Annotated in this window: 17 protein-coding genes; all 17 read right to left on the bottom strand. The window is 68.0% G+C overall.

Annotated features, from left to right (window positions below; all coding sequences use genetic code 11):
• Nucleotides 1-11: 11 nt before the first annotated feature.
• The gene (locus ASG39_RS09440; protein ID WP_062594730.1) at nucleotides 12-1,421 is read right to left on the bottom strand and encodes an ATP-binding protein; all 1,410 of its coding nucleotides are present in this window, start codon (nucleotides 1,419-1,421) and stop codon (nucleotides 12-14) included.
• Nucleotides 1,418-2,131: a response regulator transcription factor gene (locus tag ASG39_RS09435; protein ID WP_062594729.1), complete on the bottom strand. Its 714-nt coding sequence runs from the start codon at nucleotides 2,129-2,131 to the stop codon at nucleotides 1,418-1,420. The genes ASG39_RS09440 and ASG39_RS09435 overlap by 4 nt, the downstream gene beginning before the upstream one ends.
• A 134-nt stretch (nucleotides 2,132-2,265) precedes the next feature.
• Nucleotides 2,266-3,858 carry a Do family serine endopeptidase gene (locus ASG39_RS09430; protein ID WP_062594728.1) on the bottom strand — a complete coding sequence of 531 codons (1,593 nt, stop codon included), beginning with the start codon at nucleotides 3,856-3,858 and terminating at the stop codon, nucleotides 2,266-2,268.
• Between the two features lie 135 nt (nucleotides 3,859-3,993).
• Nucleotides 3,994-5,172: an ATP-binding protein gene (locus tag ASG39_RS09425; RefSeq protein WP_062594727.1), complete on the bottom strand. Its 1,179-nt coding sequence runs from the start codon at nucleotides 5,170-5,172 to the stop codon at nucleotides 3,994-3,996.
• A gap of 107 nt (nucleotides 5,173-5,279) precedes the next feature.
• Nucleotides 5,280-5,738 (bottom strand): cytochrome c-type biogenesis protein, encoded by a 459-nt coding sequence (locus ASG39_RS09420; protein WP_062594948.1) that lies wholly within the window; start codon nucleotides 5,736-5,738, stop codon nucleotides 5,280-5,282.
• 35 nt (nucleotides 5,739-5,773) lie between these two features.
• The gene (locus ASG39_RS09415) at nucleotides 5,774-7,762 is read right to left on the bottom strand and encodes a heme lyase CcmF/NrfE family subunit (RefSeq protein ID WP_062594726.1); all 1,989 of its coding nucleotides are present in this window, start codon (nucleotides 7,760-7,762) and stop codon (nucleotides 5,774-5,776) included.
• Nucleotides 7,759-8,235 carry a cytochrome c maturation protein CcmE gene (ccmE, locus tag ASG39_RS09410; RefSeq protein WP_062594947.1) on the bottom strand — a complete coding sequence of 159 codons (477 nt, stop codon included), beginning with the start codon at nucleotides 8,233-8,235 and terminating at the stop codon, nucleotides 7,759-7,761. Before ccmE ends, ASG39_RS09415 begins: the two co-directional genes overlap by 4 nt.
• A 5-nt stretch (nucleotides 8,236-8,240) precedes the next feature.
• A complete protein-coding gene (ccmI, locus tag ASG39_RS09405; RefSeq protein WP_062594946.1) occupies nucleotides 8,241-9,422 on the bottom strand; it encodes a c-type cytochrome biogenesis protein CcmI in 1,182 nt (393 codons plus the stop codon).
• 228 nt (nucleotides 9,423-9,650) lie between these two features.
• Nucleotides 9,651-10,109, bottom strand: a complete 459-nt coding sequence (locus tag ASG39_RS09400) for a hypothetical protein (RefSeq protein WP_062594725.1) — start codon at nucleotides 10,107-10,109, stop codon at nucleotides 9,651-9,653.
• A gap of 157 nt (nucleotides 10,110-10,266) precedes the next feature.
• Entirely contained in the window at nucleotides 10,267-11,655 is a 1,389-nt protein-coding gene (locus ASG39_RS09395; protein WP_062594945.1) for a HAMP domain-containing sensor histidine kinase, read from the bottom strand.
• A 37-nt stretch (nucleotides 11,656-11,692) separates the two neighbouring features.
• Nucleotides 11,693-12,385 (bottom strand): response regulator transcription factor, encoded by a 693-nt coding sequence (locus ASG39_RS09390; protein WP_062594724.1) that lies wholly within the window; start codon nucleotides 12,383-12,385, stop codon nucleotides 11,693-11,695.
• 120 nt (nucleotides 12,386-12,505) lie between these two features.
• A complete protein-coding gene (locus tag ASG39_RS09385) occupies nucleotides 12,506-12,805 on the bottom strand; it encodes a hypothetical protein (RefSeq protein ID WP_082477095.1) in 300 nt (99 codons plus the stop codon).
• A 178-nt stretch (nucleotides 12,806-12,983) separates the two neighbouring features.
• Nucleotides 12,984-16,781, bottom strand: coding sequence for a glycoside hydrolase/phage tail family protein (locus ASG39_RS09380; RefSeq protein ID WP_062594723.1), 3,798 nt, complete (start codon nucleotides 16,779-16,781; stop codon nucleotides 12,984-12,986).
• Between the two features lie 2 nt (nucleotides 16,782-16,783).
• Entirely contained in the window at nucleotides 16,784-17,269 is a 486-nt protein-coding gene (locus ASG39_RS09375) for an NlpC/P60 family protein (RefSeq protein ID WP_082477093.1), read from the bottom strand.
• Nucleotides 17,244-18,131 (bottom strand): DUF2163 domain-containing protein, encoded by an 888-nt coding sequence (locus ASG39_RS09370; protein WP_062594722.1) that lies wholly within the window; start codon nucleotides 18,129-18,131, stop codon nucleotides 17,244-17,246. The genes ASG39_RS09375 and ASG39_RS09370 overlap by 26 nt, the downstream gene beginning before the upstream one ends.
• Nucleotides 18,128-18,769 (bottom strand): DUF2460 domain-containing protein, encoded by a 642-nt coding sequence (locus tag ASG39_RS09365; RefSeq protein WP_062594721.1) that lies wholly within the window; start codon nucleotides 18,767-18,769, stop codon nucleotides 18,128-18,130. Before ASG39_RS09365 ends, ASG39_RS09370 begins: the two co-directional genes overlap by 4 nt.
• A gap of 26 nt (nucleotides 18,770-18,795) precedes the next feature.
• Nucleotides 18,796-19,386, bottom strand: a complete 591-nt coding sequence (locus ASG39_RS09360; RefSeq protein WP_244481195.1) for a phage tail tape measure protein — start codon at nucleotides 19,384-19,386, stop codon at nucleotides 18,796-18,798.
• Between the last annotated feature and the right edge of the window lie 12 nt (nucleotides 19,387-19,398).

The raw sequence follows: 19,398 nt of genomic DNA, 5'->3' as shown, positions 1-19,398 counted from the left end.
GACGGGGGTTTTCAGGTCGGGCTCTGGGGAAAGATCATATCGACCGTCAGCCCCTTGGCGCCGTCGGCCTCCGGCATCGTGCCGCGCAGCGCGAGACGACCATGGTGCAGTTCCATGACCGCTTCCACCAGCGACAGGCCGAGGCCGGTTCCGGGCTTCGACCGGCTCTGGTCGAGCCGCACGAACCGCTGCACCACGACCTCGCGCTTGTCGTCGGGCACGCCGGGGCCGAAATCGGCGACCGACACGACCGCGCCGCCCTCGCGCCGCGACAGCCGCACGAGGATGCGCGCGTCCGCCGCGCCCTCCGAATATTTGACCGCATTGTCGATGAGGTTGCCGAGCGCCTGCCCGATCAGCTCGCGGTTGCCGGTGACGGAAATGCCCGGCTCGACCTCGGCCTCCAGCGACAGCGCATGTTCGTCCGCCAGCGGCTCGTAAAGCTCGACGCAGTCGGCCACGCTCTGCGACAGATCGACATCGCTCATCTCCGCGGCCGAAGATCCGGCCTCGACGCGGGAGATCATCAACAGCGCGTTGAAGGTGCGGATCAGCTGGTCGGATTCGTTGATGATCTCGTCCAGCGAGCCGCGATACCCGTCGATCGAGGTGTTGTGGGCGAGCGCCGCTTCCGCCTTGTTGCGCAGGCGGGTCAGCGGCGTCTTCAGGTCGTGGGCGATGTTGTCGGAGACCTGACGCAGGCCCTCGTTCAGCTTCTCGATGCGGCCGAGCATGGCGTTCAGCGATTCCGACAGGCGATCGAACTCGTCGCCAGAGCCGCTCATCGGCAGGCGCTGCGACAGGTCGCCCGCCATGATGCGCGTGCTCGCATCCGACATGCGGTCGATGCGCTTCAGGGCATTGCGGCCGATGGCAAACCAGATGATCAGGGCGCCGACGCCCATCACCCCGAGCGCCACCATCAGCGCCTGGCGGACGAGGACACGGAATTTCTCCGGCTCCTGCAGGTCGCGGCCGACGAGGACGCGCAGCCCGTTGTCGAGGAAGAGCACCTGGGCGAGCGCCACGTGTCGGTCCTTGCGCGTTTCGTCCGTGTAGCGCTGATAGGCGAAGGCTTCGTCGGTCCAGCCTTCCTTGTCGAGCAGGCCCGGCTGCAGCGAGGCGACATTGCCCGCGAGGATCTCCCCCGTCGGGCCGGCGATGACATAGAGGGCGGCCCCCGGCTGGCGCGCGCGTCGCTCCAGCGTCCGCAAAAGCCCGTTGACCCCGGCACGCCCGTAGATCGCCTCGATCTGCGTCGCCTCGGCGCTCACGGCATCCTTGGTCTGCTGGTCGAGCAGCCGCTGTGACATGCCGGTGACGTAAAAGACGAGGAAGGCGGCACAGAGCGAAAACAGCACGAGATAGAGCGCCGACAGGCGCACGGCCGTCGTGCGCATCAGAATGCCGACACGGCTCATGCCTCGGCGCGCCCTTCGATCCTGGGTTCGTCCTTGATCATATAGCCGGCACCGCGCACGGTCCGCAGCAGCGGCTGGTCGAAGTCCTTCTCGATCTTGGCCCGCAGGCGCGACACATGCACGTCGATGACGTTGGTCTGCGGATCGAAATGATAGTCCCAGACATTTTCGAGCAGCATGGTGCGCGTCACCACCTGCCCCGCATTCTTCATCAGATATTCGAGCAGGCGGAACTCGCGCGGCTGGAGAAGAAGCTCCCGGCCCTGGCGCTTGACGGTGTGGGACAGCCGGTCGAGTTCGAGATCGCCGACGCGGTAGATCATGTCCTGTTCCGGCGCGCCCTTGCGGCGGCCGAGCACCTCGATCCGGGCCAGAAGCTCGTTGAAGGCATAGGGTTTTGGCAGATAGTCGTCGCCGCCTGCGCGCAGGCCCGTCACCCGGTCGTCCACCTGGCCGAGCGCGGAGAGAATGAGCACCGGCGTGTGGATGCCGCGGGCGCGCAGCTCGGTGATGACGGAAAGGCCGTCACGGCGCGGCAGCATGCGGTCGATCACCAGAACGTCGTAGCTGTTCTCGCTCGCCATGAACAAGCCGCTCTCGCCGTCGCTCGCTTGATCGCTGACGATGCCCGCCTCGCGGAAGGCCTTGGAGAGATAGGCTGCAGCTTCGAGGTCGTCCTCGACGATCAATATCTTCATGTGGCTGACCATAATGCCGGTCCCGTCACTTTCACAGTGTTTCCCTGACAACAGAGGGGCTTTGTTGGAACATCCGGCCCCTGAAAACGGCAACGCCGCGAAACCTCGTCGATTTCGCGGCGCGCCATCCGTCTATCGAGGCCCGATCAGCCCTGGTCGATCGGCAGCGCGATGAAGCGGCTGGCATTGTCGGCCTGGATCTGGAACAGCGCCTTGGAGCGGCCATCCTTCTTCGCCTGGCTGATCACCTTCAGGATGTCGTCCGCGGACTTCACTTCCTGATTGTTGACCGAGACGATCTTCTCGCCTTCCTTCAGGCCGCGATCGCTCGCGTCGCTATCGGGATCGACCTGCGAGATCGTCACGCCCTGGCCGTCCTCGGAGGGCGCAACCGTCACGCCGAGATCCGCCAGCGCCTTCTCGCTTGCGGGCTGCGACGGCTCTTCCGGCTGCGTCGGGTCGGCGGCGGCTTCCTGCTTGTCGTCCGGCAGCGTGCCGATGACCAGCTTGACGCTCTGCGACTTGCCGTCGCGCCACAGCGAGACATCCACCGAGCTGCCCGGCTTCATCGCGCCGATCTTGCGGGCGAGTTCGCGCGGTCCCTTGATCGGATCGCCATCGACGGCGGTCACGACGTCGCCCTTCTTGATGCCGGCCTTTTCGCCCGGGGAACCCGGCTGCGGCTCGACCACCAGCGCGCCGCTGGCTTCCGCCAGGCCGAGGCTGTCGGCGATGTCCTTGTTGACGGGCTGGATCTGCACGCCGAGCCAGCCGCGCGAAACGCTGCCGTCCTTCATCAGGTCCTCGACCACGTCTTTCGCCACCGAAGCCGGAATGGCGAAGGCGATGCCGACATTGCCGCCCGACGGCGAGAAGATCGCGGTGTTGATGCCGACGACTTGGCCTTCGAGGTTGAAGGTCGGGCCACCGGAGTTGCCGCGGTTCACCGCCGCATCCACCTGCAGATAATCGTCATACGGGCCGGAGCCGATGTCGCGGCCGCGGGCCGAGACGATGCCGGAGGTCACCGTGCCGCCGAGGCCGAACGGGTTGCCGACCGCCACGACCCAGTCGCCGACGCGAACCTTGCTGTCGTCGGCGAAGCTCACATAGGTGAACTTGCGCTTGTCATCGACCTTGAGCACCGCGAGATCGGTGCGGCTGTCCTTGCCGACGAGCTTGGCATCGAGTTCGGTGCCGTCGTTCAGCACGACCGTGAAGGCCGAGCCGTCGCTGACGACGTGGTTGTTGGTGACGAGGTAGCCGTCTTCGGTGATGAAGAAGCCCGAGCCCTGCGAAGTCGGGCGCAGGCGGCCTTCGCCACCCTTGCCATGCGGGCCGCGTTCGGCATGCGGGCCGTTCGGGCCGTGCTGGGGCCCACTGTTCGGGCCCCCGTTCTGGCCACCAAATTCGCGGAAGAGACGCTTCAGCGGGTGATCGTCCGGCAGGTCGTCGAACCCGCGACCGTTGAAGTCGAACGAAAAGCCGTTGGTCGCATCTTCCGACACCGGGTTCGCACGGCTCTGGACGCGAACGGAGACGACGGCCGGGGAGACGGCGTCGACCACGTTGGCAAAGCTCGGAACCTGCTGCGGCGCCGTGATGCGGACGGGTTCGGCAAAGGAACTGGTGATGGCGGCGGGGATGCCCGTGGAGAGCATGACGGCCGCGAGACCGGCGACGCTGGACGTCTTCAGGACGGTCTTCAAGGAGGGGCGGAAAGAACGTGTCGTTGTCATCCTGATATGCCTTTTCTTCTCTGCTCGGGCTGTGACTGGAGGAAACAGCTGATGACCACAGAGATAGGCTCGCCCACCTTACGAGGGAATGTCTTGGGCATGAACATTTGGTAATGTTGGAGAAAACGCACTCCGTCAGGCGGACGTCACTTCCCAGTTCCGCTTCAGATATTCAGCAAACAGCGGCACGGTAAAGTCGATATCACCGTGCGACGGGCTGTAAATCATGCCTTTGCGGATGATGCTCGATCGAGTCGGCCCAAGACTTGTGACTTTTTCCTGCATTTCCGCGGCAACGTCGCCAGATCGGTAGGGTCCGTTGCCCAATCTTGCCATGCAGATCACATATCGGCGTTCCTTTGTGGTCAATCGATCGAAACGCACACGGAAAAACCCTTCGTCCAGTCTCTGGATTGCATCAATCGAAGCGCGGTCAACGTCACCCTCGGAGATCGGCGACACCGCGGCCATATTCCAAACCTGATAACCCCATTCCTGCAGAAAATATGGGTATCCCTGTGTTTTGGCTACGATGTTGCGGATGGCGGCATCGCTAATGCTTTCATTTTCTTGTTCGATAGGGTTTCTGATAGCCGCACGGGCATCCATGTCGTTGAGGGGGCCAACCGAGGGATAGCTGAAAATGCGCTCGGCATAGGACTTTGCATCACCAGAAAGCGCTGCGGCCTGGGGGAGACCGGCACCGAAAAAGAGAACAGGCAGCGCTTTCTGGTTTGCACGGTGAAGAGCGACAATCAATGCTGAGAGATCGTCGGCTGCAAGATATTGCACCTCATCGATCAGCAGCGTCCAACCGCAGTTCGCGGCCTTCGCTGCCGCACCAATCTTCAGAAACAGGTCCGACAGATCATACTCCAAATTTCCGCTATCCGCCGTCCCACTTTCCGGATCGACTGAAATCGAGATATCGCCGATCTCGACTTTGAACGCACCCGCAAAACCACGTAGTGCCCGCAGTCCCGAATGAGCCGATGCCTTTGCCTTTTCCGTTAGGGAAAGCTTGCGAAGAACCTGAACGAGCTTCGGATAGAGCAGATCTACAATTCGGTTTCCTTCCGGCGCCTCGATGAACGATGTCAGATGACCTTCATCTTCAGCCATTTCCTGAATACGGTTGAGAAGAACAGTCTTGCCGACGCCACGCAGGCCCAGCAGCATCTGGGATCGACTGTTGCGACCGAGAACGGCGCGTTGCAACGCGATGCGCACGTCTTTGATGATACCGTCACGTCCGGCAAGCTCGGGTGGCTGCGTCCCTGCACCGGGCGCAAACGGATTTCGGACTTCGTCCATGATATACCGACTTTACAAAGTTTATCGCTGATATGCCGATTTCTGAAAATGACGCTATAACCGCATATAATGCTATATAATTCGATAAACTTCCTACAGATCCTTGGTCACTTCAGGAGCTGATCTAGCCGCCCCTCTTCCTCCGCCGACAGCGGGTCGGGGGCAGGAGGCCGTTCGCGGCGGCGGCGGACGGCCAGCAGCATGGCGGTGCCGCCGGCGAGCAGGAGCATGACGGGCGTTCCCCAGAGGATCAGCGTCTTGCCCTCGAAGCGGGGTTTGAGCAGCACGAATTCGCCGTAGCGCGAGACGACGTAGTCGATCACCGCCGCATCGGTGTCGCCGCGGGCGAGCCGCTCGCGCACGATCAGGCGCAGGTCCTTGGCAAGCTCGGCATTGCTGTCGTCGATCGACTGGTTCTGGCAGACCATGCAGCGCAGTTGCCCCGAGAGGGCCCGCGCCCGCCCCTCCAGCGCCGGATCGGCCAGCACCTCGTCCGGATTGACCGCCAGCGCCGGCCCGATCGTCATCAGCCCGAGCATCAGGGCGACGAGCATCGTCGCCGCCATACCGGCGCCTTTGCGCGCCAGGGGGCCGAGCACCGTCATTCCGCTGCCTCGGCGATGGGCCGGACCGGCTTTCGCGCCCGCGACGGGGCGCCGATGCGCAGGCGCCGGTCGCTGAGCGACACCGCCCCGCCGAGCATCATCAGCACCGTACCGCCCCAGATGCAGAGGATCAGCGGCTTCCACCAGATGCGCACGACGACGCCGCCATTCGCCTGGTCGTCGCCGAGCGAGACGTAGAGCTGGCTCATGCCGAAGGTCAGGATGCCCGCTTCCGTCGTCGGCATCCGCCGCGCGGTGTAGAGCCGGCGCGCCGACCAGACGTCGGCAACGACGAGGCCGGCGCGGCTGATCGTGAAATGCCCGCGTTCCTCGCTGTAATTCGGCCCCTGCCCGGCCTTCAGGCCGTCGAAGCGCAGCGCATATCCGCCGGCCTCGGTCGATTGCCCCGGCGTCATCGCCAGAATATGCTCGCTCTGGAACGCCGTCACCGCGACGATGCCGATCATCGTCACGCCGACGCCGGCATGCGCCAGCGCCGTGCCGAAGCTTGAGCGCGGCAGGCCGGACAGCCGCCGCCGGGCGGTGGCGAGCGGCACCTTGCCGAGGCCGGAGCGCAGCACGAGATCGGTCACCGCGCCGCCGATCATATAGGCGCCGAGCGCGATCCCGAGCAGCGCCAGAACCGGCCCGCCGCCTTGTGCATAGGCAATTCCCGCGCCGACGACGAGGCCGAAGGCGACGGCGGCAAACAGCCGCTGGCCGGCTGCGAGAATGTCGCCGCGCTTCCAGGCCAGCAGCGGCCCGAAAGGCACCGCGCAGAGCAGCGGCAGCATCAGGAGGCCGAAGGTCATGTTGAAGAAGGGCGGCCCGACGGAGATCTTGTCGCCGGTCAGGGCTTCGAGCGCCAGCGGATAGAGCGTGCCGGTCAGCACGGTCGCCGCCGCGGTGGTCAGGATCAGGTTGTTGAAGACCAGCGCGCCCTCGCGCGAGATCGGCGCAAACAGCCCGCCCGCCTTCAGCCGCGCGGCCCTGAGCGCAAACAAGGTCAGCGCCCCGCCGATGAAGAGGATGAGAATCACGAGAATGAAGATGCCGCGCCGGGGATCGGTCGCGAAGGCATGCACCGAGGTGAGCACCCCGGAGCGCACGAGGAAGGTGCCGAGCAGCGACAGCGAGAAGGTCATCAGCGCCAGCAGCACCGTCCAGATCTTCAGCGCCTCGCGCTTTTCCATGACCAGTGCCGAATGCAGCAGTGCGGTTCCGGCAAGCCAGGGCATGAAGGAGGCGTTTTCGACCGGATCCCAGAACCACCAGCCGCCCCAGCCGAGTTCGTAATAGGCCCAGTAGGAGCCCATGGCGATGCCCGCCGTCAGAAAGCTCCAGGCGGCGAGCGTCCAGGGCCGCACCCAGCGTGCCCAGGCCGCATCCAGCCGCCCCTCGATCAGCGCCGCCACGGCGAAGGAGAAACAGACGGAGAAGCCGACATAGCCGAGATAGAGCAGCGGCGGATGGATCGCGAGCCCGATATCCTGCAGCACGGGGTTCAGGTCCTGCCCCTCGCCCGGTGCCGGCACCAGCCGCGCGAACGGGTTGGAGGTCAGGAGCACGAAGAGCGCGAAGGCTGTGGCGATCAGCGCCTGGATCGACAGGACATGCGCCTTGAGCGTGGCCGGCAGGTTGCCGCCGAAGAAGGCGACGAGCGCCGAGAAGAAGGTGAGGATCAGCATCCACAGGAGCATGGAGCCCTCGTGATTGCCCCAAACGCCCGAAAACTTGTAGATCAGCGGGATGGCCGAATGCGAATTCGCCCAGACATTCTCGACGGAGAAGTCGGACGTCACATGCGCATGGGTCAGCGCGGCAAACGACAGGGCCACGAGGATGAACGTCGCATAGGCGGCCGAGGTACCGCTCGCCATCAGGGCCGTGTCGCGTCGCCACGCGCCGATCGCCGGCAGCGCCGCCTGCAACAGGCTGGTCGCCAGCGCCAGCACCAGCGCGTAGTGCCCGAGTTCCGCAATCATCGGATCACCTCTTGCCCGCCGAGCGAAACGCCCTGCGCCTTCAGCCGGTCGGCCACGTCCTTCGGCATATAGGTTTCGTCATGCTTGGCCAGCACCGTATCGGCCACGAACACGCCGGCATCGTTCATCGCGCCCTCCGCCACCACGCCCTGGCCCTCGCGAAACAGGTCGGGCAGCATGCCGGTATAGGTCACCGGAACCTTGGCCAGCGTGTCGGTCACGGTAAAGGTCACCGTCGTGCCCGCGCTCCGCTCCACGGAACCTGCGGCCACGAGCCCGCCGAGCCGGATGCGGGTTCCCGGCGCGACATGCGCCTTTTCGAGATCGGCCGGCACGTAGAAATAGGCCACCGCCTGGCTGAAGGCGAAAAGCACGAGCAGCACGGCAAGCGTCAGGAAACCGACGCCGCCGGCGATCAGGCCCAGCCGCTTCCGCCTGCGCGCCGACCCTCTCGTCGTGCCACCTGTGACCATACTCGTCATGGTGCTCTCCCCGTGTCGATGCCCAGTTCCGCGGCCAGCGCCAGCAGTTGCCGTCCGCCCTCGCCGTCTCCCGGGAACGCGGCGAGCCCGTCGCGCAGCGCACCTTCCGCCTTGGCCGTCTCGCCCAGGACCGCATAGGAGCGGATGATCCGCTGCCAGCCCTCGAGGTTGGCGGGTTCCTCCTTCAGCTTGGCGGCGAGGCTTGCCACCATGCCTTCGATCATCTGCCGCCGGTCGCCGGTGCTCATCGCCTCGGCGCTGGCGATCGCGGCCGCATCCGGCCCGCCGAGCGTCGCCGGCGCTGCGGGCGCTTTGTCGGCCAGCGCTTTGTCGGAAGCTGCGAGCGCGGCGACATGCTGGTTGACGAGCGGCAGCCAGGGCGCGCCGGCCGGCGAGGTCGCGACGATCGCGCGGAAGGCCGTCAGTGCCTCGGTCGCCTTGCCGTCCTGCTCCAGCCCCAGCGCGAGGTAGAAGCGCGCGCGCGGATCTTCGGGCTGCAGCACCAGCGACTGTTCCAGCGCCTTGCGCGCCTCCGCCGCCACCAGACCGCCGGAGCGCGCGATCAGGCTTTCGGCATAGCCGCCCAGCCGTTGCGGCGAGGGTCCGTTGAGGCGGATCGCGTTGGAAAAGGCGGAGATGGCATCGTCGAAACGGCCGCTGCGATAATAGATCGGCGCGAGCACGTCGTAACCGGCGCCGTCGTCCGGACGGGCGGCGAGCTGCCGCTCGGCCTGGGCGATGAGGATTTCGACGTCGTCGCCGGGATTGGCGATCCGCGCCGACAGCGGCGCATCGGGCAGCTCCGGGCTGCCGGTGTTGAGATAGAGACAGAGCCCGACCAGAGGCAGCACGACGATGACGGCCGCCTGCGCCAGCCGGTTGGTGCGGCCATGGGCCGACATGCCCCCCACCGCCCGGGTCCGCTCCGCCCGGGTCCGCTCCGCCTTGGCGCTCGCGGCCAGCAGCCGCCGGGCGATCTCGGCGCGGGCCAGCTCGGCCTCTTCGGGCGCGATCAGCCCCGTCCGGGCGTCGCGTTTCAGCTCTTCCAGCTGGTCGCGATAGACCTCGGCGTCATAGTCGCCCGCCACGGCCTCCGCCCTGCCGGCCCGCAAGAGCGGCAGGAGAAGCAGCGCCGCGACGGCGGCGGTCATCACGGCAACGATGATCCAGAACAGCATGTCCAGTCTTTCAAGCCCATCTTCGGCACGAGGATGCGGCACCTCCGCCATCCCCCTGTCCGCGCTGCAAAAACGCAGGACGAGCCGTCCTGCGCCGCAGCCGTCCTATGCTGCCATACTATGCAGGCAGCCGGGTTCCAATCGCCAAAGCGAGCATGACGAAAAATTGAGGCGCGAAACGGGCGGGCGCGCTCCGGCGAAAGGTCGCACTCGGCCGGGAGACGACGCTCAGATCAGCGGCGTCCAGCTGCCGTCGGCATTGCGGCAGGCGACGCCGCGCGCCACGCTGTCGGTCGCTCCCACCGTCACCGTATGGCTGTACTGCCGGCAGTTCTGAGAGCCCACCTGATAGGGGGCGGCGCCGACGACCGAGCCGCGGATGCCGCTGCCCTGCCAGACGACGGGCTGGCCGCCCGGTGCGGCCTCCAGGGCGCGATATTCCGCTTCGAGCGCTCTCTGGCGGTCGGCCCCCGAGAGCTTGATGCCGGCGATCTGGCCGATGATGCCGTTTCCGAGCGCCGCGATGAAGGAGGAAGAGGCGCCGCTGCGTGTCGCCACGCCGCCCAGCGCGGCCGCCTTGCCGCCGGTGGCGCGGGAGGCGCAGCCGCCGGCCACCCCGAGCGCGACCAGAAGCCCTGCGGTTGCCAGTGTCCGGATCGTGCGGGAAAAGCGGTGTCTGTCTGTCATGCGCAATGCGGATCCGGCTTCATCGGGAACGGTCGAAGCGCTTATTTTGCACCGCCGCAAAATGCGGGCAACAGCGCATCGCGAAATAAGCGCGGGCGTCCGTGCATTTCCGCCCGAGCGGTGTCGAAAAAGCACGCCGGACCGTCAGCGTGTCTGCTCAGGAGGCCGCGGGCAGCACCAGCGTCGCCTTGAGACCGCCGATCTCGGCCCGGTCCATGGCCAGCGTCCCGTGATATTCGCCGGCGATCTCCCGCACGATCGAGAGGCCGAGGCCGGTGCCCGGCTTGCTCTCGTCCAGCCGTCGGCCGCGCTTCATCGCCATGGCGATCTGTTCCGGCTCGATGCCCGGCCCGTCATCCTCGACATCGACCGTGATCCAGGCGCGCCGTCCGGGATCGAGCCCCTGCACGCCTTCGGCCGAGAGATGCGCCGTGATCCGGACCTCCGTCCGCGCATAGCGCGCGGCATTGTCGAGCAGGTTGCCGACCGTCTCCTCCACATCCTGCTGCTCCATCGCCAGAACCAGGTTCGGCGGCGAGATCGTCAGGTGGAAGGTCTTTTCCGCATGCAGGCGGCGCATCACCCGCACCAGCCGCTCCAGCGCCTGCTCGACCTCGGTGCGGGCCAGCACCGATTCGCGCTGGGCGGCGATCCGCGCGCGGTTGAGATAGGATTGCACCTGCACCTGCATGGCGTCGGCCTGGCTGCGCACCAGCTCGCCATGCGGCGGCTCCAGCACGCGCGCCTCGTTGATCAGCACGGCAAGCGGCGTCTTCAGCGAATGGGCGAGGTTGCCCACCTGCATGCGCGCCCGCTCGATGATGCGCCGGTTGCTGTCGATCAGCGCGTTGACCTCGCTTGCCAGCGGCTGGATCTCGCGCGGAAACTCCCCGTCCAGCCGTTCGCTCTCGCCCGCCCGGATCTTTTCGAGCGACCGGCGCGCCTGGTCCAGCGGGCGCAGGCCGAACAGGATGGCGAGCGCGTTCATGCCGAGCCCGCCGAAGCCGAAGATCGCCAGGGCCAGATAGAGGTTGCGGTTGAAATCGTTGATATCGGCTTCCAGCACATCGCGGTTGCCGGCGATGCGGAACCGCGCGGTGCGGCCCTGAATGTCGAGCACCACCTCGGTCTCGGCCACCTCGACCTCGTTGCCAAAGCTGTCGAGCGTCGTGTAGAATCGCTCGTAGCGGATGTCGAACGGCACCTCGTCGACGCTGACGATCGGCAGCTTTCCGGAGCCGAGCGAGGTCGAGACGAGCGGCGGCGTGTTGAACTCGCCGATCGGCTCGACGATCCAGTACCAGCCCGTCTGCGGCTGCGAGAACCGGAGGTCGCCGAGCTGCGGACTGCCGGCGAGCACCCCCTTGTCGTTGACGACGATCGAGTTGATGACGTTGTAGAGCTGCGCCCGCAGCAGATCCTGAAAGCCGCGCTCGGAGCCCTGCCGGTAAAGCGTCGAGATCACGACGCCGATCACCACGAGCGCCGCCGCCGCCCAGATGGTGGAGACGAGCAGAACGCGCGCGGTGAGGGATTGCAGCCGCAGCATCAGCCGTGCCGGCGTTTGTTGGGCAGCGTCTGCCTCAAGACTTTTCCGCCATGCCTTTTTCAGCGACACCCGGCGCCTGCATCCGGTAGCCGAGCCCGCGCACGGTCTCGATCAGGTCGTTGCCGATCTTCTTGCGCAGCCGGCCGACGAAGACCTCGATCGTGTTGGAATCGCGGTCGAAATCCTGGTCGTACATGTGCTCGACCAGTTCGGTGCGCGAGACCACCTGGCCCATATGGTGCATCAGGTAGGAGAGCAGCCGGAATTCGTGCGAGGTGAGTTTCAGCGCGACGCCGTTGACCGTCGCCTTAGAGCCCTTGGTGTCGAGCCGCACCGGGCCGCAGACGATCTCGGACGTCGCGTGGCCGGCCGCGCGACGGATCAGCGCGCGGATGCGGGCCAGCACCTCCTCGACGTGGAAGGGTTTCGTCACGTAGTCGTCGGCCCCGGCATCGATGCCGGCGACCTTGTCGCTCCAACGGTCGCGGGCCGTGAGGATCAGCACCGGCATGCGGCGTCCGGCGGCGCGCCATTTTTCCAGCACCGTGATGCCGTCCATTTCGGGCAGGCCGATGTCGAGGATGATCGCGTCGTAGGGCTCGCCCTCGCCGAGATAGTGCCCCTCTTCGCCATCGAAGGCCTGGTCCACGACATAGCCCGCTTCCTTCAGCGTGTCGGCCAGCTGCCGGTTGAGGTTGACGTCGTCTTCGACCACCAGAATGCGCATCCGATATCACTCTCCGTCTGTCCGTCGTCACGGACCCTACCGGGCAAGCCCGGCTGCATTGCGTTCATAGCCGCTCTCCGCCCCCGGAGGGAAGCGGCACGGCCGGCGCGCGGCGCCGATCTACATCGGCACCCGCATCGTCACCTTCTTCGGCCGTCCGCCATTGCCGGGAATGAGCACGGTCACCACGCATTGCCCGTCGGAGGTCAGCTGCACCGACAGGAGATCGCCGCCGGTCTTCTCGACGACCTCCGAGGCCGCCGAACTGCAATCGCCGGAAACGGGCGCGGCCTCCAGGGCCTCGACGGTGCCGATGGCGGGCGTGACCGCGAACGGTGCTGCCGCCGTCGGCAGCGACAGCAGCATCAGGCTTCCGGCCAGGCTTCCGGCGAGCATCGCGATGATCAGCGGTGACGGCATGAACGCACTTTCGCATTTCCGAGGTGTTGCGTGTCTATTAGGTGTCCCTGCCTGAATGGCGAATGAATGCGCGACTCACGCCATTCTCTCCGCTCCGGATCAAGCCCTGATACCCCCTGATCTGCGCGCCCGCCAGCGGTTTCGCCCTCGCGGTCCGCCACGGTCGGCAAAGGCCGCCTCAGACGGCCAGCAGCGCCTCGGCGGCAAGCCCGAGCGCCACCACCTGCCCCCTCTGGCGCACCCGCACGGAAAGCTGGCTCTGCCGCGACCCGAAATCCGCGATTTCCTGCGCCAGCGGATAGGCGAATTCGGCCGCGGTCGTCTCGCCCCGGCGCAGGACCTGCGTCCCCGAGAGGATCTCGATCCGGTAGGCCTCGACGGGCTCGTCCAGCGGCGTTTCCCCGTCGAGCCAGGCGTCGGCCGAGGCGCGGGCGCAGCGGATCCAGCGGAGCGTGAGGTTGCCGCCCGCATCCCGCCGCGCGCGGATATGCACCGGCGCCAGCGGCGTTTCCGCCCGCAGGCCGCCGGCAAAGGCGTAGGTCTGCGCCGCGCCGGCCGGACGGCCCTGCGCCTCGACGATCCAGTTGAGGGCCTGCCCCGCTTCCGCACTGCTCAAGCCCAGCGGCTGCACGGCCGCGTCGAGCATCACGATCGCGGCACCGGCCGCCGCACCCGCCGCCTGCGCATCCGTGGAACCGCCCAGCCCGCGCAGGAGCCGCGACAATCGCCAGCGTCCGGGCGCGATCTCGTCGGCGAGACCGAAGCCCAGAATTTCCAAGGCCCCGTTGCGCGACAGCACGGCCATGCGGTTCTCGCCGCCGAACAGCGCCAGGTCGCTCAGCGCGGTCAGTTCGCCCGCAAGAAGGTCGAGGACCAGGCTGTTCGCACGGTCGAACCGCCCGGAGACGCCGGGGCCGAGAGCCTCGGCCAGCGTCCCGGTGCGCGCCGGCCGCGCGAGCGACAGGCGCGCGGCAAAACCCTCGCGCGTCGGCGAGGCCGAGAGCGTCACGGCCGTCCAGGGCCGCGCGAAGACCGCCGCCCGCGCAAAGCCGGCGGCCTCGCCGTCCGTGTAGCGCGGCAGGTCCATCAGGTGAACGAGCGGCGAGAAGGCGGAGGCGGCGCTGTGGCCGACGGTCGGCGTGCGCGTCTCCGGCACGAAGCGGCTGGCGCCGCCGGTGACGATGCCGCGCGCCTCCACCCGGCGCACGTCGCCATCGTCGATCCGCTCGATGAGGAAGGTCCCGGCCGGCCCCTGTTCGAACGTCGCGACATCCCCCGGCACGGGGCCGATCGCGGTCGGCGACAGCGCAAAGCTTACCCGCCGTCGCCCGGCCTGGTGGTCGCGCAGGGCCGCCTCCACGGCATCGGTCGCCGCCGCCTCGTGCAGCGCGCCCGCCAGCGACAGCCGCAGCAGCCGCTCGTTGCCGGGTGCGGCCCGGCGCGAGCGCGCCGTCGTCCGGCCATAGTCGTTCATGGGGTCGAGATGGTCGAGGATCGCCTCGCGGGCGAAGTCGCCGGCATCACCGCGCAGGTCCTCCAGCAAGGCCGCGTCCTTCCCCTCCGCCAGCGTGTCGAGCCGCACCGGCGGGCCGGCCTGCAGCAGGCGCGAGCGGAAGACCAGCCGCCCGTCCCGCTCCACCGCATCGATGCTGCCGGCCGCCATCAGCGGCTCCAGCAGGTCGCGCGCCGACATCTGTTCGGCCTGCACATAGCCGCCGAGATCGCCGCAGACGAGGCGCGTATCGCCCTCGGCAAAGTGGTGATCGGACAGGATGGCCGCGATCGTGTCGGCCATCGTCGCCGTGCCCAGCCGGCCGTTCAGCCAGTGGCCGGTCTGCCAGTTGCGGCCATCCGCCCAGGTATCGAGATCGCCCGGAAAGGCCGGCTGCGGCCGCGCATCCCAGGTCCAGACGAACATGTGGTCGGGATCGACGCCCGCGGGCGCGTCCGCGGCCTGCCAGAAGGCGTGGCTTGCCTCCAGAACCCGGCGCTGCAGCGCGTCGCTGCGGCCGCCGGCCGAAAAATACGGCACCGCGCTCTCGGAGGATTTCGGATCGGAAAAGACATTCGGCTGGTTGGCGCCCTTGTCGATCGCCGGGCATCCGGTCTCGGTAAACCAGACCGGCTTCATGCGCGGCACCCAGGCCGTCGGCGCGGCCTGCTCGATACCGCCGATGCGCGGGTGATGCGCGTTCGCCCACCAGGCGCCGATGTCCTTGGCGCGAAACACCCAGGGCTTGCCGGCCTGCCCGTCGCTGATCGGCGTGCGCCGCCGGGCCTCGCGATCGGCAGCGCTCGCATAATACCAGTCGAAGCCCTCGCCACCGGCATGCATCGCCTGCAGCGCGTCGCCGTCCTCCGGCGTCCGCTGACCGTCCGGATTGCCCCCGGCGATATCGCCGTCCCGCCAGTCCGACAGCGGCAGGTAACTGTCGATGCCGACCGCGTCGATCGCGGGCGAGGCCCAGAGCGGATCGAGATGGAAGTGAACGTCGCCCGATCCGTCGTCCGGGTGATAGCCGAAATATTCGCTCCAGTCGGCGCCGTAGGTCAGCCGTGTTGCCGGTCCCACCACGCCGCGCACGTCCTGAGCCAGCGCCGTCAGCGCCTCGACGAAGGGAAAGCCGCCGGTCCCGTCGCGCAGCGTCGTCAGGCCGCGCAGCTCCGAGCCGATGATGAAGCCGTGGACGCCGCCCGCGTCCCGCGCCAGCCGCGCATGGTGCAGCACGAAGGCCCGGTACCGCTCGTCAGCCGTGCCGTTCCCGCAAAAGGCGGCGATCTCGCCCCGCACGGCCGGCGTGTTGTCGCTGCTGCCGGGCCGTCCGGGCGCCACCGCGGCCGTGATCCGCCCACGCCAGGGATAGGCCGCCTGCCGCGCGCCGCCATAGGGGTCGGCCAGCGCATTGTCTGTGGGAATGTCCATCATCACGAAGGGATAGAGGAACACCTCCAGCCCCCGTGCCTTCAGATCGGCGATGGCGGCGGCCACGCTCGCGTCCGAGGGTGTGCCGCCATAGGCCGGTCCGCCCCCGTTGCGGCTGACGAGATGCGCCGCGCCCCGCGCCACGCCGGCCACCGACCAGACCCGCGTCTCCTGCCCGCCCGCGCGCGTCTCCACGCCGGGCACGATCCGGCAGGCCCCGGCGCGGAGATCCGTGCCGAACCAGGAGACGACCAGCGCCACGCGCTTGAGGTTCGGGCAGAGCGCCTGCAGCTCGTCGAGCGAGGCCTGCCAGTCCGTCTCGCCATGGAAGACATGACGGTTGAGGATGCGGGCCTCGCCCGGCCGCGTCTTTTCCTCGACCGGCGCCGGGTCGTAGCCATGCTCCGTCGCACCGGGAATGATCGTCACGGCGCGGATCTGCCTCTCGAGGCGTCCGACCGGGCGGACGACCTCGACATGCAGCAGCGGAATCCGGTTGCCGTAGCTGCCGAGCGGCAGCCGCTCGAAGACGAGATAGGCAAGGCCGCGATAGGCCGGGGTTTCGCCGGCGGCCTGCTTGGCCGCGATCAGCGGATCGGGCGCCTGGGTCTCGGTTCCGGTGTAGAGCCGCATCTCCACGGTGGAGAGATCGAGCTCGCGCCCGTCCGCCCAGACGCGGCGGATGCCGGCGATCGGCCCCTCGCAGAGGCCGAGCGCGACATTCGCGAAATAGCGGAACGTCTCGACGCGCGGCCCGCTCGCCTTGCCGCCCTGCCGCTCGCGATGCACCTCTTCCTCGAAACGCGTCGCCCAGATCAGCGTGCCGCCGATCCGCAGCGTGCCGTAGACGCGCGGAACGGCCGTGCCTTCCTCGGCGCCGGGCACGCGGGCATCACCCAGCCGCGCGCCGGTCACGGTCGTCATGCCGTTGAGGATGGAGCGGTCGATGGCGGAGCCCGCGAGCGCGCCTGCCGCCCGCCCGACGATCGCGCCCAGCGGCCCGAACACGCTGCCGATCGCGGCCCCCGCCGCCTGCAGAAGAATCGTCGCCATGGCTAAAAGACCTCGGGAAAGCGGAAGACGCCGGCAATCCGCCGTCGCCAGGCGGGCACCAGCGCCGATTCCACGACGCTTGCCTGTTCATAGGCATGAATGAAACGCGCACCGCCGGATGCCGGCGGCGCCTCGTCCCGGCTGAGGATGCCTGCGTGCTTGGCCGGCATGCCGAGCCGCCAGCGAAAGAGGAGAAGGTCGCCCGGCCGCATCGCGCCAAGGTCGATCGGCGCCCCCATCACGCGGGTCGCGGCGTCCCACAGCCGGTCCTCGCCGCTGCGCTCGGCCCAGTCCGGCCGGTAGGGCGGCGGCGTCTCGGGCTCCCGCCCGTGGATCTCGCGCCAGATGCCGCGGATGAGCCCGAGGCAGTCGCAGCCCACCCCCTTCAGGCTCGCCTGATGCCGGTAGGGCGTGCCGATCCAGTCCCGCGCCGAAGCCAGCACCCGAAGGCGCATCGGTTCCTCACGCAAACAGCGGTCGTCCGTCATGCACCGTCTCCCCATCCGCATAGCCATAAGAAAAGTCGCTGCCCGGCATATGCGGGAAGCCGCGAAAATTGCGCGTGTTGGCAAAGCGGTCGCGGCAGGTGGCAAAGCTCTTGTCGCAGCCCATCGTCACCGTGAAGGTCTCGCCCGCCGACAGGGCCACCGGCGGCGGCAGCCAGAGGCTGAGCACCGCCGAAGCGCCCCCCGTCCCGACGGCGTGGTCCTCGACATCGCAGCTCCAGCCGGCATTCGCCCCGCTCGTCATCCGCAGCAGCCCGTAGCGATAGGCCCCGGCTGCGGCCGAAAGCCCGGAGACACGCAGTCCCACATCGCCGGTGACCGCAAGGATCACCCCCGCCTCGCTGCGCCCGGCAAGGCTCGCGCCGCAGCGCGCATCCCCGAAGGCCGCGTCGCAGCGGCGTCCATAGCTGCGGCCCTGCACCTCGGACAACCGATGCGTCAGGCTGCGCAGCTCGGCGCGAAAGGCTCCGCCCGCCTGCGTCACCTCGCCGATGTCCTGCACGGTCAGGAGCACATGCTGCTGGGGCGCCTGCCAGTTGACCAGAAACTGCTCGACGCGGGCGCCGTCGTAGCGCCCCGCCGCCACATCCGTCTCGCTGATCGCGACGCTCGAAAAACCGCCCGCCACCTCGCCGGCATCCGCCGCCAGCCCTGCTGCCGCCTCCGTTTCGCTCGCCCGAAAGCCGCTTGCCGCCAGAAAGGTCATGCCGGCAAAGACGAGGTCGCGGTCATGCTCGGTAAAGCCGATCACGACGCCGTCGCGCCGCATCACCCGCCAGCCATGGCAGACCGTCGTCGCATCGCCGGAGAGATGTGCCGCCAGCGCTTCGGGAATGTCTCTCATGGCCGGATCTCCACCAGCGGAATGGTCGGGATGCGCCCGGCCCGGAACTGCGCCAGATCGACGTCGATCCGGTCGGTGTCGAAGCGCACCGGCACGTCGAAGTCGAAGCCCGCCCGCACCACGGCGCCGACGGCGGGCACATGGCCGGGCGCAAAGGTCACGATCCCCGTCGCCGTATCGAACGTCACCTGCCCGGCGGTAACCGCGATGCCGTTGACGGAGACCAGCAGCGTTCCCGCCACCGGCTTGGCGATCTCGCGCACCGTGGCGCCGCCTGCATCGCCATAGGTCTTGGTCAGTTGGAAGCGCGCCGTCTGCCCGTCGCCGGTGCCGATCGCCTGGTCGCCTGCCGTCGCCGCCCGGCCCGGCGGACCGGAGCGGAAATCGAGCGGATCGCGGAAGCGAAACCCGTGCAGCTGGCCGGAGCGCGCCTCGAAAAACGCGATCACCGCGTAGAGATCGTCGATCCCGCGGATGCCGGACCCCGCATCGTAATGCCGGCGCGCATCCCGCCAGCGGCTGTTGCGGGTCTCCCGCCCGTTCGACAGGCTGACGATATCGGTGCGCCGCACCGGCCCGCCGCTGGTGCCGAGCGCCAGCCGCATCGGAAACCGCACCTCGTGAAATCCCTGATCCATGGTGAAACCTTTTTAACCGCCCCTCGTCAGACGCCGCGCCGCCCGCGCCCGACGGTGCGGGTCAGCATGGCGGCGATCTGCCCTTCCGAGCGGCGAAAACTCTCGGCATCGCTCGCCGTCACGTTGAAGACGACGGTCGGGCCTGCGCCTGCCGTCCCGCCCGCGCCCGGCATGCCTCCCGCCGCGGTGCCGGCGCCGGACGCGTCCCCGCCGCCCGCCGTCCCGCCCTCGGAAACCCCGGCGAGAAACCGCGGCGTCGCAAGGCGTCCATCGCCCGAGAACGGCGCAACGCCCCTTTCGGCCGACGCGCCGCCGATCCCGGCGACCCCTCCGCCGAACACAGCCCCGATCCCGGTCGACACCGCGTCCTGCAGCGGCTTCAGCCCGGCCGACAGCGCGATATCGACCAGCCGCAGACCGGCGCTCTTCAGGATGTCGTCGAGCCCCTTTCCGCCGCGCACCGCGCTCGACAGCGCGCTCGTCATCGCCGCGCCGAAACGCCCGGCGCTCTGCTCCAGATCGGAGAGCACCGTGTCCAGCGCCTTTCCCTGCGCGATCATCTCCGGAAAATCGCGACCCTTGCCCGCCCCGTCCGCCCCGTCCGCCCCATTCGTCATGCCTGCCTCCAT

It is taken from the genome of Rhizobium sp. Leaf371 (assembly GCF_001424045.1).
GTDB lineage: Bacteria > Pseudomonadota > Alphaproteobacteria > Rhizobiales > Rhizobiaceae > Ferranicluibacter.
This window is presented reverse-complemented; position numbering and strand designations above follow the sequence as displayed.

Coding starts and splice junctions, on each gene's coding strand:
- ASG39_RS09390 (WP_062594724.1), bottom strand. CDS start 12,385: ATGCGCATTCTGGTGGTCGAAGACGACGTCAACCTCAACCGGCAGCTG.
- ASG39_RS09365 (WP_062594721.1), bottom strand. CDS start 18,769: ATGGATCAGGGATTTCACGAGGTGCGGTTTCCGATGCGGCTGGCGCTC.
- ASG39_RS09360 (WP_244481195.1), bottom strand. CDS start 19,386: ATGACGAATGGGGCGGACGGGGCGGACGGGGCGGGCAAGGGTCGCGAT.
- ASG39_RS09370 (WP_062594722.1), bottom strand. CDS start 18,131: ATGAGAGACATTCCCGAAGCGCTGGCGGCACATCTCTCCGGCGATGCG.
- ASG39_RS09415 (WP_062594726.1), bottom strand. CDS start 7,762: ATGATTGCGGAACTCGGGCACTACGCGCTGGTGCTGGCGCTGGCGACC.
- ASG39_RS09385 (WP_082477095.1), bottom strand. CDS start 12,805: ATGCCGTCACCGCTGATCATCGCGATGCTCGCCGGAAGCCTGGCCGGA.
- ASG39_RS09420 (WP_062594948.1), bottom strand. CDS start 5,738: ATGGCGGCGACGATGCTCGTCGCCCTGATGCTCGGGCTGATGACGATC.
- ASG39_RS09435 (WP_062594729.1), bottom strand. CDS start 2,131: ATGGTCAGCCACATGAAGATATTGATCGTCGAGGACGACCTCGAAGCT.
- ccmI (WP_062594946.1), bottom strand. CDS start 9,422: ATGCTGTTCTGGATCATCGTTGCCGTGATGACCGCCGCCGTCGCGGCG.
- ASG39_RS09430 (WP_062594728.1), bottom strand. CDS start 3,858: ATGACAACGACACGTTCTTTCCGCCCCTCCTTGAAGACCGTCCTGAAG.
- ASG39_RS09375 (WP_082477093.1), bottom strand. CDS start 17,269: ATGACGGACGACCGCTGTTTGCGTGAGGAACCGATGCGCCTTCGGGTG.
- ASG39_RS09380 (WP_062594723.1), bottom strand. CDS start 16,781: ATGGCGACGATTCTTCTGCAGGCGGCGGGGGCCGCGATCGGCAGCGTG.
- ASG39_RS09400 (WP_062594725.1), bottom strand. CDS start 10,109: ATGACAGACAGACACCGCTTTTCCCGCACGATCCGGACACTGGCAACC.
- ASG39_RS09425 (WP_062594727.1), bottom strand. CDS start 5,172: ATGGACGAAGTCCGAAATCCGTTTGCGCCCGGTGCAGGGACGCAGCCA.
- ASG39_RS09440 (WP_062594730.1), bottom strand. CDS start 1,421: ATGAGCCGTGTCGGCATTCTGATGCGCACGACGGCCGTGCGCCTGTCG.
- ccmE (WP_062594947.1), bottom strand. CDS start 8,235: ATGGTCACAGGTGGCACGACGAGAGGGTCGGCGCGCAGGCGGAAGCGG.